General features: G+C 58.0%; 9 protein-coding genes and 1 tRNA gene. 5 read left to right on the forward strand and 5 right to left on the reverse strand.

Translation table 11 applies throughout. From position 1 onward, the window contains the following. Positions 1–35 precede the first annotated feature (35 nt). The 5 genes from L3X40_RS07400 to L3X40_RS07420 form a co-directional block, all read right to left on the reverse strand. Positions 36–1517 carry a hypothetical protein gene (locus L3X40_RS07400; protein ID WP_237365061.1) on the reverse strand — a complete coding sequence of 494 codons (1482 nt, stop codon included), beginning with the start codon at positions 1515–1517 and terminating at the stop codon, positions 36–38. A 59-nt stretch (positions 1518–1576) separates the two neighbouring features. Beyond that, entirely contained in the window at positions 1577–2221 is a 645-nt protein-coding gene (locus L3X40_RS07405; protein WP_237365062.1) for a hypothetical protein, read from the reverse strand. A gap of 104 nt (positions 2222–2325) precedes the next feature. Further along, the gene (locus tag L3X40_RS07410; RefSeq protein ID WP_237365063.1) at positions 2326–3042 is read right to left on the reverse strand and encodes a hypothetical protein; all 717 of its coding nucleotides are present in this window, start codon (positions 3040–3042) and stop codon (positions 2326–2328) included. A 36-nt stretch (positions 3043–3078) separates the two neighbouring features. After that, complete coding sequence (locus L3X40_RS07415; protein WP_237365064.1) at positions 3079–4302, reverse strand: tyrosine-type recombinase/integrase; 1224 nt, start codon at positions 4300–4302, stop codon at positions 3079–3081. A gap of 169 nt (positions 4303–4471) precedes the next feature. Beyond that, a tRNA-Leu gene (locus L3X40_RS07420) sits at positions 4472–4558 on the reverse strand. Between the two features lie 164 nt (positions 4559–4722). On the opposite strand from L3X40_RS07420, the gene L3X40_RS07425 reads away from it, so the two are divergent. The 5 genes from L3X40_RS07425 (at position 4723) to L3X40_RS07445 (ending at position 13270) form a co-directional block, all read left to right on the forward strand. Continuing rightward, positions 4723–5661: a complex I NDUFA9 subunit family protein gene (locus L3X40_RS07425; protein WP_237365129.1), complete on the forward strand. Its 939-nt coding sequence runs from the start codon at positions 4723–4725 to the stop codon at positions 5659–5661. A gap of 56 nt (positions 5662–5717) precedes the next feature. Beyond that, positions 5718–6521, forward strand: coding sequence for an undecaprenyl-diphosphate phosphatase (locus L3X40_RS07430; protein ID WP_237365065.1), 804 nt, complete (start codon positions 5718–5720; stop codon positions 6519–6521). A gap of 166 nt (positions 6522–6687) precedes the next feature. After that, positions 6688–8139, forward strand: a complete 1452-nt coding sequence (locus L3X40_RS07435) for an NAD(P)-dependent oxidoreductase (RefSeq protein ID WP_237365066.1) — start codon at positions 6688–6690, stop codon at positions 8137–8139. Positions 8140–8254: 115 nt separating this feature from the next. After that, positions 8255–12772 (forward strand): glutamate synthase large subunit, encoded by a 4518-nt coding sequence (gene gltB / locus L3X40_RS07440; RefSeq protein WP_237365067.1) that lies wholly within the window; start codon positions 8255–8257, stop codon positions 12770–12772. 126 nt (positions 12773–12898) lie between these two features. After that, a complete protein-coding gene (locus L3X40_RS07445) occupies positions 12899–13270 on the forward strand; it encodes a glycine zipper 2TM domain-containing protein (protein WP_237365068.1) in 372 nt (123 codons plus the stop codon). Positions 13271–13409 lie beyond the last annotated feature (139 nt).

A 13409-nucleotide genomic window follows, 5' to 3' on the forward strand; every position in this document is an offset into this window, starting at 1 on the left:
TCTGAGGCTTTTTGTTCAATCCAACTGGTACAGTTTTACACCGGAATCTTGCACAATTTTACCCCGACGTTGACAGCCATGGCATCGCCAATCAATGGCTCCAGCGTTTCGTCCAGGATCAGCAGCACAAGGTCGTCCGGCGTGTAATAGCTGCCCGAATTCTTGCGCGCGAAAATGTTGGGGCGAACGTCCACCGCGCCGGTTTCTACGTCGCGGGTCAACTCGAATTCCAGCAGCCGCTCATAGATGGAGCCAAGCTGTTGAACGGACAGGTCACGATAATTGATGTAGCGCCGCTGTCCGTCCCGCTGTTCGAAAGACAGGATGTCCAGCGCCTCGGCCATCACGTCATCGCCAAGGGCAATGGATTTGAGCAAGGGCGTATTATGACCGTTGAACAGGCCACCATTATAGGGGGGCAGGCCAACGGACGGATCGCCCTTGTCGATCATCTCGGCAAGGTCTGCAAAGCGGTTCCAGATGGTTTTGGCGACGGCAGAGAACATGTCTCCTGCATCCTTGCGCCTGCCCACGTCCAGACGGGCAATGCGCAAGGCGTAATCGTCAAAGCGACTGTCCTTGACCGGCAACAGCCCCCGGTCTTCCGCATAGAGCACAAAGAGCAGGCGATAGAGCAAAATCAGTGTTGCCTGTCTGATTTCGTCCAATTGCGTTTCGGCTGGGGCTGCCTTTGCCAACGCCTTGCCCAGCGCCGGGTAAAGGCGGTTGAACACAAGTTCAGACAGATTCTTTGCAACGCGCTCTTCGTAGAACGCGGCATCGCGGCGCGCGGTATCATGGAAACTGGGGGCGTTGGCCGTGGGTCGCTCAAACGCGGTGCGCGAAAACATGGCGACAAATACTGCCAGCCAATGGTCGCGTTCTTCCTTGGCGATACCGCTATCCAGCAAATCTGGATCAAGCCCCATGATCCGGGCAAGGTCCAACTCCAGATAATCATCGATGGTCGATCGCGCACCGGAGTAATAAAGCCGCCACTTGACCCCGTTGGTCAGGAGGCCCCAGCGCAAGCTGCCATTGGTCAGGTCGTCTATGCGGCGAAGGTAGCGCAGCAATTGAGTGGATGGCGTATCCTTGTCATCGCCCTTTCTGCCCTCCGCCCGGTCCAGCGCACGGCCCCAGCGTTTGCTTTCAATGATGGCCGCCCCGAATTCATAACGCTTCCACTCTTCAGGATGCGTATTGGCTTGCAGCTTGGCTGCCGCATCAATGAACAGCAGGCCATCGGGAACGTCCACCCGGCCCATTGCTGACAAGTTTTGCTGAGTCAGATAGTCTGCCCAGCCCAGCGCCCCCAGAACTGGCCAGATCAGGTCACCTTCGGTTGTCGCTTCATTGGGTTTGCTGCCATGCGGAAAACGCGCAAAAATTTTATCCAAGGCAGCGCGTTTTGCTGCAACGTCCCCCGCCTGAAACTGCGCCGTTCCGGCAATACCTTCCACCAGATAGTCCTGGGTAAACAAAGCTCCGGCGGCAAACAGACTGGGATCAATCATGCAGGCCGCCTATATTCAGTCATCAATTGCATCTTGCCCCCTTCACTTCGGGGACCGGCTTAGCGATGCCGGGGCGGATCGCCAAGATTTTCCAGCGTTGTTCGTCGATTACTTATTTTCGCGCAAAGGCAATAGAATTGCCATTCAGGCCAGCCCTCCAATCCCGTGCCTTTTATCATGCTCCAGCAACCGATAGGAGCATCGCCACCAACCGGGAAAAACCATGTCTCAAATGTCTTGCTGAACTTGGTTCGCACGTCGCGGGCATCCTGAAACACCTTGCCCTGCTCCAAATTGACATGCTTCAACTTGAACGACGCCAGCGCATCCACCCGCGCGCCGGTTAGCATCGCGCAGGCTATCAGCGCGCGGTTGCGGCGCTCCAGATCGCTATCGGCTGGCATGACGGACAGAATATGGTGCATCTGGTCCAGCGTCGGCACCCGCTTGGGCCGCTTCGCGCGGGCCACGGCCATATCCTTTTCGGTCAGGTTGAAATAATCGGCGTCGGCATATTGGATGCGCTTCTTGTATCCCGGCTGGTCCGCCAGCCAGTGAAAGAATGCTCGCAGTTCCCGAACGGTGCCGTTGACGGTCGATTTGACTGCCTCCAGCTTGCCTTCCTTGATCAGCGCGTAAATAGACGTGCGGCCCAAGCTAAGCGCCCTGGCGGCCCCGTTAATGGATGTTGCAATAGGTTCCATGATTGCTCCTTCGCTTCTGTCCGCCAACATGCTGGCGGGTGCGAGGGCGAATCTACGGACGCCAACGAATTTGTCGGACGCAAAGGGGCGGAAACGGTCGAAAACTATTCAGTTGCTTGAATTTTGGTCCAAAGCGTACGCGCACGACCGCGTATTGCCGTATCGCCTATGTCCAGATTGTTCTCTGCGAACCAGTCCTTCATTGCCCGCTCAATATCTGCCTGGCTACTTGGCTGAATGTCGCCCGCGTATAATTTGAAAGCGATTGCCGCCCACATTGCGTCCCAATGCTTGGCTAAGGGTTTTCCGCCCGGATTCTTCGCAGGGGTCGCAATATCCGAAACCGATGGCGGCGCTACAATGACGTCTGACGATTGAGCATGAAGCGGCTGATTAAATGTAAAACGATGAATGTCTATCTGGCGCGTGAGGTTGGACCGAATGCCCTCCATCCTTGATTTCGCCTCTCTGGAGACACTCGAAGTCACTGTGCCATGTTTGCCTTGGCCACTCGTTCGCACCACATCAGCCAGTTTGAGTTCCAGAAACCGAATATGCTTTTCAAGGTGGAGGTGTATCAGCGCGAACGATTCAACATTCTTAGCAATGGCACCGACTTGATCAACACAAGCATTTAGTAACTGTTCGCCCGAAGCTTCCAAAGCTCGCAATGCAACTTTTACCGTAAAACCGGACTGGAGCCGCCCAGCTGCAGAATGTTGAGAATAGATATGGTCTACACGCTCGTTGAGCGCTGTTTGGCTTTTGTTCGTCAGATGATCAAGAATCAGCCGAATCTGTTCGCGTGCGTTCGTATCCACCCGCCAACATTTGCGCGAAGATCAAAAAAAGTCCAGCTAGGCCGTCGAAACCCCACTGAATTTCAGTACCTTCCCCCCTTGCCGGAGAGTATCCAGATGATCGCTCCACCATTGCGCCATCTGCACTCGCTCTTCCCAATGCTTGCCGCGATGGTAGGCCCCCCGTGTTGCATTTCCATCTTTATGGGCCAGCGCCCGCTCAATGGCGTCAGGATTCCATTTGCCTGATTCATTCAACAATGTGCTGGCCATCGAACGGAAGCCGTGCGCAGTCATTTCCTTCCCAGAATAGCCAATGCGACGCAGCGCTGCATTGATTGTATTTTCTGACATGGGGCGATTGCCGGGGTAGAGGGAAGAAAAAACATATCGCTGTCCGGCGCTCAAACCTTTGGCACACTGGAGCAAAGCCAGCGCTTGCGCCGATAGTGGAACGACATGCGGATCACGCATTTTCATTTTTTCGGCTGGTATCGTCCAGACAGCCTTATCCAGATCAAATTCATCCCATTCCGCGCGGCGCAATTCGCCCGGTCGGACAAAGACATGGGGCGTAAGTTTCAGCGCAATGCAGGTAAGCGGTTGGCCCTGATAACCATCTATTGCGCGCAATAACTCACCGACCGCCTTCGGCTCCAGAACGGCACTGTGGTGTGTCACTTTGGGGGCCACCAGCGCACCGCGTAACAGGCTGGACGGATCACTCGACGCCCGCGAAGTCGCTACAGCATATCGAAAAATCCGCCCTGCCAGAGATCGCATCCGCCGCGCCGTTTCCAGATGACCTTTGCTTTCGACTTTCCGCAAAGCGTTCAGGAGTTCCGCAGGCGTAATTTCGGCAATGGGTCGCTGCCCTATATCGCGTTCCATAAGCGATAACAGCCAGCGCGATTTCCCTATGGTAACGCTTGCTCTGCCTTCTTGCGCAGCCTTGGCAATATATTCATCGGCAACCGACTTGAAGGTATTGGAAGCGCCCAGCTTGGCGGCCTGCAATTCAGCCTTTCGTTCAACCGCTGGATCGACTCCAGCCGCTATCGACGCCCGCGCCTCATCACGTCGTTTTCTAGCGTCTTTCAGGGAAACATCAGGATAGGTGCCCAGCGATAATTTTTTCTCCTTGCCAGCTATGCGGTATTTTAACCGCCAAAGCTTCCCCCCACTCGGCTGGAGCAAGAGGAACAGCCCTCGCTCATCGGACAGCTTTATGGGTTTGGGACCATGCTTTGCTTGGCGGATTGCCGTATCTGTTAGTGCCATCGCTTGGGGGCCACTTCTTATCGCCATATTACCAGTGGCCCCCAGAGTGGCCCCCATTGCAGTGCGATTGCGCACGAACAATGGCGGACATCACCGGTCAAGCCAGCGGCGTTTTTAGCATATTTTCGTGGGTTTTTCAATCATTCGCGGGCATTTGCGAACAAAAAACTGGTGCCCAGAAGAGGACTCGAACCTCCACGGCCTTGCGACCGCCAGCACCTGAAGCTGGTGCGTCTACCAATTCCGCCATCTGGGCACGGGGTAGGTCGCGGCGATTAGCGGGGGGAGCACCTCTTGTCAATCAGCGTTTGTCCGAAATTTTGATAATGTTCGCGGCAAAGTGGTTGTCAAAATCGTTACTCCTGATGCAAGGGAAGTTTTCGACCCAATCGGGCAAATGCTGAGGAGCGCGTGGCAGACATGCAGGACAAGCTGGTAACGATCTTTGGCGGTGGCGGCTTTTTGGGTCGCTACGTGGCACAGGAACTGCTGGCGCGGGGCGCCCGCGTGCGCGTGGCGGAGCGCGATCCCAGCAATGCCTTGCATATCAAGCCGCTTGGCGGGCTTGGCCAGACGCAGTTTATTGCGGCTGACATCAGGCGTCCCGCATCGGTGTCCCGGGCGGTGCAGGATGCGGATGTCGTCATTAACCTGATCGGCATATTGAAAGGCGACTTTCACGCAGTTCATGTCGAGGGCGCAGCCAATGTGGCGAAAGCCGCCGCCGATGCGGGCGTTGCTGCGCTCGTCCATATCTCCGCAATCGGTGCGGATACCAAGGGCCAGTCCGCCTATGGACGCAGCAAGGGAGAAGGAGAAGCGGCGGTCAAGGCTGCTTTTCCCGCCGCGACGATCATTCGCCCCTCGATTATCTTTGGTCCCGAAGACCAGTTCATCAACCGCTTCGCCAAGATGATCCGCATGTCGCCGCTCGTGCCTGTCATTGGCGCGAACACGAAGTTTCAGCCGGTTTATGCCACCGACGCAGGCAAGGCGATTGCCCTCGCCGCCGTGGAGCCGGGCAAATATGGCGGCAAGACCTTTGAACTTGGCGGGCCGCAGGTCATGACCATGGCAGAGATCAACAGCTGGATCGCCAAGGCGACGGGACGCGACCCCGGCTTTCTGAGCATTCCGGGCGGCGTCGCCGGTCTGATCGCCAGCCTGACGGGTTGGCTCCCCTGTGCGCCGATCACCACAGACCAGTGGAAGATGTTGCAAAGCGACAATGTCGTTTCACCCGGCGCAAAGGGACTTTCCGCCTTTGGCATCCAGCCGACGCCCCTTTCCGCCGTCGCTCCCGCCTGGCTGGTCCAGTATCGCAAACATGGCCGCTTCGGTTCGCGGATTTCGGCCTGACACCCATTCCGTTCGTATTGAACAACGGCTGGATCAACGGATTCAAGGATATTTGAATGGGTTCCGATATACTGACGGTCATCCTTTTGGGCATTGTCGAGGGATTGACCGAGTTCATTCCGGTATCTTCGACCGGACATCTGGTGCTTGCCGGTGAACTGCTGGGATTCGAGAGCCAGACATCCGGGACGTTTGAAATCGTCATCCAACTGGGCGCGATTCTGGCTGTAGTGGTGCTCTACTGGAAACGGTTCTGGCAGGTTTTGATCGGCCTTGGCGGGGCCAATCCCGCGGCCATCGCCTTCACCCGCAATATTGCGCTTGGTTTTCTGCCCTCCGCTGTCATCGGCCTCATCATCTACAAGGCGGTAAAGGCGATGCTGGAAAGCCCCATCATCGTCGCCGTCGCACTGATTGTGGGCGGAATCGCAATCCTCATCATCGAACGCATGGTGAAGGAACCCCGCACATTCATGGTCGAAGGCATGGGGTGGAAAACCGCGCTGGGTGTTGGTATCATCCAGTGTCTGTCGATGATTCCCGGAGTCAGCCGGTCAGGCGCGACCATTATGGGCGCGTTGAGTCTGGGCGTGGAGCGCAAGACCGCGGCGGAATTCAGTTTTTTCCTCGCCGTGCCGACGATGTTGGCGGCATCAGGCTATGATTTGTTGAAAAGTGGCGGATCTCTGGGAGCAGACGACTGGGCGGCGATTGCCATCGGCTTTGTCGTGTCTTTTGTTGTGGCGCTGATTGTCATCAAATGGTTCATCGGCGTCGTCAGCAAGTACGGTTTTGCGCCTTTCGCCTGGTACCGAATCGTGGCGGGAAGCATCGCCCTGGTCTGGCTTTTAGCCAAATAGTTCCGTATCGGCCCTTTTATTCTGGGCAACATGAACGATTTGTTCAGAGATGCGCATGATTTTGCCGCACTAAGGTCAGTTACATTGTCCTAAAATGCAATTTCTCCGTGACTCCTGCGGCTTTTCACGTTATAGGCGCCCGCAATCAATGGAGTAAGAAGCGATAATGGCCAACGATCCCATGTTGAAATTTGTCGGAACCGGGCAGGCTTATCCCGAAAAACGCGCTGCGGGTGAGCGCGCGGGCGATTTCAACGAAATCACGCGCGACTATGCGCTTGAAAAGGCGGAGGAGCAGTCTGCGCGCTGTTCGCAATGCGGTGTGCCCTATTGTTCAACGCATTGCCCGCTGCACAATCATATTCCCGACTGGCTGCGCCTGACCGCCGAGGGGCGGTTGCGCGAAGCTTATGAATTAAGCAATGCGACCTCCACTATGCCCGAAATCTGCGGCCGCATCTGCCCGCAGGACCGGCTATGCGAGGGCAATTGCGTGATCGAATTTTCGGGCCATGGCGCAGTCACCATCGGCGCGGTCGAAAAATACATTACCGACACCGCCTGGAATGAAGGCTGGGTCGAACCACTGGTGCCGGGCGCGGATCGCGGCCAGTCGATCGGCGTCATCGGCGCTGGCCCCGCCGGTCTCTCTACCGCGGAATATCTGCGCAAGGCCGGTTATGAAGTGCATGTCTATGACCGGCATGACCGGATGGGCGGGCTACTGACGTATGGCATTCCGGGCTTCAAACTTGAAAAGCACATCGTCATGCGCCGTGTCGAACGGCTTGCGGAAGGCGGGATCGTCTTTCACGAAAATTTCGAGATTGGCCGCGATGCCACGATGGATGAACTCCGCGAACGCCATGATGCGATCCTGATTGCAACGGGCGTCTACAAATCCCGCGATATCAAGGCGCCCGGTGTCGGCACTGGCGGCGTGGTGAAGGCTCTCGATTATCTGACCGCATCCAACCGGGTCGGCTTTGGCGATGCGGTACCCCTGTTCGAGGACGGCAGTCTGAATGCCAAGGGCAAGAATGTGGTGGTCATCGGTGGCGGTGATACGGCGATGGATTGTGTCCGCACCGCCATCCGCCAAGGCGCCAAATCGGTGAAGTGCCTCTATCGCCGCGATCGGGAGAATATGCCCGGATCGCAACGCGAGGTGGCGCATGCAGAAGAAGAAGGCGTTGAGTTTGTCTGGCTTTCCGCGCCCATCGCTTTTGAAGGCACGAAGCATGTCACCGGCGTCAAGGCGACTAAAATGCGTCTGGGTGCAGCCGACGCCAGCGGCCGCCGCGCGCCCGAAGCCGATCCGGGCACTGAATTCACGCTGGAGGCCGATCTGGTCATCAAGGCGCTGGGTTTCGACGCAGAGGAATTGCCCAAGCTGTTCGGCTGCGACGATCTCGCTGTAACCCGTTGGGGCACGCTGCGCGTCGATCACCGCACGATGATGACATCATTGGACGGCGTGTTCGCGGCAGGCGATATCGTGCGCGGCGCATCACTGGTGGTCTGGGCCATTCGCGATGGCCGCGATGTGACGGATCACATGCACAAATATCTGAAGACGAAGGCGCGAGAAAAACGGGAAGAAAGGGTGGCCGCCTAAGCCACTCCCCCGTTCGTCCCGAGCGTAGTCGAGGGACGTTCGCACCACGCCAAACGTGTCTCGACTTCGCTCGACACGAACGGCAATGGAAGTTTTTGACCAGAAGGGTCCGACTATGACCAACGAAACCGAACGTCTCCGCATCGCCCGCGAAGGCATGTACCGCCCCGAATTCGAATCCGACGCATGCGGCGTCGGCCTCGTTGCGGCGACTGATGGCAAGCCCAGCCGCCGCGTGGTGGCGTCGGCCATCGACGCGCTGAAGGCCGTGTGGCATCGTGGCGCGGTGGATGCGGACGGCAAGACCGGCGACGGCGCGGGCCTTCATGTCGATCTGCCTGTTCGCTTCTTTGACGATGCGATTGCCGACAGCGGCCACAAGCCCCTGCCCAACCGCCTGGCCGTCGGCATGGTCTTTCTACCCCGCACGGATTTGAGCGCGCAGGAAACCTGTCGCACCATCGTTGAGTCCGAAATCATCGATGCGGGCTATACCATCTATGGCTGGCGGCAGGTGCCCGTTGACGTGTCCGTCATCGGTGAAAAGGCGCAACGCACCCGGCCCGAGATCGAGCAGATCATGATCGCTGGTCCCATGCCGGAGGAACAGGATCAGACCGAATTCGAAAAAGACCTGTACCTCATCCGCCGCAGGATTGAGAAAAAGGTCATCGCTGCGCAGATCAACGACTTTTATATCTGCTCCCTCTCCTGCCGCTCGATCATCTACAAGGGCCTGTTCCTTGCGGAGTCCCTGTCGGTCTTTTATCCGGACCTTCAGGACGAACGGTTCGAAAGCCGTGTTGCAATCTTTCATCAGCGCTATTCGACCAACACTTTCCCGCAATGGTGGCTGGCCCAGCCGTTCCGCACGCTGGCGCATAATGGCGAGATCAACACCATCCGGGGCAACAAGAACTGGATGAAAAGCCACGAGATCAAGATGGCCAGCCTCGCCTTTGGCGACAATAGCGAGGACATCAAGCCGGTGATCCCGGCAGGCGCATCGGATACCGCCGCGCTGGATGCCGTGTTCGAAACGCTTTGCCGCGCCGGACGTGACGCGCCGACGGCGAAACTGATGCTGGTTCCCGAAGCATGGCAGGGCAATAGCGACCTGCCGAAGAGTCATGCCTCCATGTACCAGTATCTGGCATCCGTCATGGAACCCTGGGACGGTCCCGCCGCGCTGGCGATGACCGATGGCCGCTGGGTCGTAGCGGGCATGGATCGCAATGCTTTACGTCCGCTGCGCTACACGCAGACCGCCGACAATCTGCTGATCGTGGGTTCAGAGGCCGGCATGGTGATCGTTCCCGAAAGCACCGTCATCCGCAAAGGCCGCCTTGGCCCCGGAGAGATGATCGCCGTCGATCTTGCCGAAGGCGAGGTCTATTCCGACCGGGAGATCAAGGACCGTATTGCGGACGAGCGCCCGTATGCGAGCATGGTCGGCAACTTCAAGACTATGGCCGATCTCGCTGCTGCCCCGAAGGATGCTACCCCGCATTGGGACAAGGCGGAGCTTATCCGCCGCCAGGTCGCGGCCAATATGACGCTGGAGGATATGGAGCTGATCCTCGCTCCCATGGTCGAGGATGCGAAAGAAGCCATCGGTTCCATGGGTGACGATGCACCGCTTGCAGTGATTTCGGAAAAGCCCCGCACGATCAGCCATTTCTTCCGCCAGAATTTCAGCCAGGTGACCAACCCGCCGATCGACAGCTTGCGCGAACGGCATGTGATGAGCCTTAACACGCGCTTTGCCAATCTTGCCAACATCCTGGAGGATCGCAGCAAGAATGAAGGCGTGCTGGTGTTGGACAGCCCTGTGCTGACCTGCGCTGACTGGCTGCGGCTGAAGGCCTATTTCGGTGATGCTGTCGCGGAGATCGATTGTACCTACCCTGCCGAAAGCGGGCCAGAGCAGCTGCGCGCCGCCATCACCCGTATCCGTGAAGAAGCGGAAAAAGCGGTACGCGAAGGCCATACCGAAATATTCCTCAGCGACGAAAATGTTGGCGAGGACCGCGTCGGCATGGCGATGATTCTTGCCGCCGCCGCCGTACACACGCATCTGGTGCGCAAGGGACTGCGCAGCTATGCCTCGATCAACGTGCGTTCGGCCGAATGCCTCGACACCCATTATTATGCGGTGCTGATCGGCGTTGGTGCGACCACCGTGAACGCCTATCTCGCCGAAGCCTGCATCGCGGATCGCCATGCGCGCGGCCTGTTCGGCGACATGGACTATGCGACCTGCCTCGAACGACACCGCACGGCGATCAACGAAGGCCTGCTCAAGATCATGTCGAAAATGGGCATCGCCGTCATTTCCAGCTATCGCGGCGGTTATAATTTCGAAGCGGTGGGTCTTTCCCGCGCCCTCGTCAACGATCTCTTCCCCGGCATGCCGTCAAAGATTTCGGGCGAAGGTTATGCCTCTCTGCACGTCAACGCGAAGATGCGCCATGATGACGCCTATGACAGTGCGGTCGTCAACCTGCCCATCGGTGGTTTCTACCGCCAGCGCGCGGGCGGTGAGACGCATGCCTATTCGGCGCAGCTCATGCACCTGTTGCAGACGGCTGTCGGCACCGACAGCTATTCGACCTATCTGCAATTTTCGCGCGGCGTGCGGGACATGCCGCCCGTTTATCTGCGCGACTTGCTGGAATTCAACTACGCGCAGGAATCGATCCTGATCGACGAGGTCGAAGCCATTACGGAAATCCGTAAGCGGTTCGTGACGCCCGGCATGTCGCTGGGCGCATTGTCGCCCGAGGCACATGAAACGCTCGCCATCGCCATGAATCGCATCGGCGCCAAGGCTGTATCCGGCGAAGGCGGCGAGGACAAAATTCGCTACACGCCTTATGCCAATGGCGACAACGCAAATTCAGGCGTCAAGCAGATCGCGTCGGGCCGTTTTGGCGTCACTTCCGAATATCTGAGCGCGTGCGAAGAGATCGAGATCAAGGTGGCGCAGGGCGCCAAGCCCGGCGAGGGCGGACAACTTCCCGGCTTTAAAGTGACGGAGTTCATTGCGAAGCTTCGCCATTCGACGCCGGGCGTGACCCTGATTTCGCCCCCGCCGCACCATGACATCTATTCGATCGAGGATCTGGCGCAGCTCATCTATGACCTGAAGCAGATCAACCCGCGCGCACGGGTGTGCGTGAAACTGGTGAGTCAGGCTGGCATTGGCACGGTGGCGGCGGGCGTGGCGAAAGCCCATGCCGACGTCATCCTTGTCTCCGGCCATGTCGGCGGCACCGGCGCATCACCGCAAACGTCCGTCAAATATGCCGGAACGCCGTGGGAAATGGGTCTTTCCGAGGTTAATCAGGTCCTGACCCTCAATGGTCTGCGCCACAGGGTGAAGCTGCGCACCGATGGCGGGTTGAAAACCGGACGCGATATTGTCATCGCCGCCATCCTCGGCGCGGAAGAGTTCGGTATCGGCACCCTCTCACTTGTCGCCATGGGCTGCATCATGGTGCGCCAATGCCATAGCAACACCTGCCCCGTGGGTGTCTGCGTGCAGGATCAGCGACTGCGCGACAAGTTCACCGGCACACCGGAAAAGGTCATTAACCTGATGACTTTCATTGCAGAGGAAGTACGCGAAATCCTGGCCCGGCTTGGCTTCCGTAGCCTTGACGATATTGTCGGGCGCACCGAACTGCTGAAGCAGGTGAGCCGTGGCGCGGAACATCTCGACGATCTGGACCTTAACCCGATCCTGGCCAAGGTCGATGCTTCGGCGGCCGAACGCCGCTTCAGCCTCAATACCTTCCGTAATGAAGTGCCAGACAGCCTTGATGCACAGATGATCGCCGATGCCAAGGCGGTGTTCGAACGCGGCGAAAAGATGCAGCTAACCTATACGGTGCGCAATACGCATCGCGCCGTTGGCACGCGGCTTTCAGCACTGGTTACTGAAAAGTTCGGCATGTCGGCACTGGCCGATGGCCATATTCAGGTGCGGCTGCGCGGCAGTGCGGGCCAGTCACTGGGAGCGTTTCTGTGCAAGGGCATCCGGCTGGAAGTGTTTGGCGATGCCAACGACTATGTGGGCAAGGGCCTGTCGGGCGGCATCATTTCGGTCCGTCCAATGGTGTCGAGTCCGCTTGAAAGCCAGCACAATACCATCCTCGGCAACACAGTCCTTTATGGCGCAACGGCAGGCAAGCTGTTTGCTGCAGGGCAAGCGGGCGAACGCTTTGCCGTGCGCAACTCGGGCGCGCAGGTGGTGGTCGAAGGCTGCGGAGCAAACGGCTGCGAATATATGACCGGCGGCACGGCTGTCATTCTGGGCCGGACGGGCAGCAATTTCGGTGCGGGCATGACCGGCGGCATGGCATTCGTGCTCGACACCGACGGCAGTTTTGATCGGCACGCCAACCCCGAAAGCATCGTCTGGCAGCGATTGGACAGCGCGCATTGGGAGGGCGTTCTTAAAGACCTCATAGAGGAGCATCATGCCGCCACTGACAGCAAATGGTCGGGGGCTATCCTGCATGACTGGGATCGCCGCAAAAATGATTTCTGGCAGGTTTGCCCCAAGGAAATGATCAATCGCCTGCCCCATAGGCTGAGCGACAAGGCAGAGGTGGTGGCCGCGGAATAATAACCGGCCAACTCCCGCCTGGATTTCGGCAATGTATCGTTCATGCACCAGATGTAGTTTCCGGTTCATGCAACTTTGATGGTGCGTGCACCGTTGAAGTTGCGGAATGATTACAGGAGAATGATCATGCGAAAAGCTATTATCGCGGCTGCTCTTGCTGCATTGGCGTTACCGGCAGCACCCGCACTGGCCGATCCGCCGCCATGGGCGCCCGCACATGGTGCGCGAGCGAAGCATCGTATGTATGACGACCGTGGCCGTTATTATGAACCGCAACGGCTTCATCGGGGCGATCGTATCTGGCGCGGGCGCGATGGGCGCTATCATTGTCGCCGCAATAATGGCACGACTGGGCTGATTATCGGCGGAGCAGTTGGCGCCTTGCTGGGCAGGGAACTGGATACCGGGCGTGATCGCACCGTAGGAACCATCCTGGGCGGGGCAGGCGGGGCACTCCTGGGTAGGGCCATCGACCGGGGCGAGTTGCGTTGCCGCTAACGCGTTTTGGCCAACGGCGCGCGCGATGAATGGAGATTTCCATTCATCGCGCGCCGCGAACGCCAGGTCGCTACCGTAACAATTTTCCTTTTATTCCTCGTGACTTATCACTATTTTCTCATTGCTGCGCCGCAGCAAC

This window comes from Rhizorhapis sp. SPR117 (genome assembly GCF_021742065.1).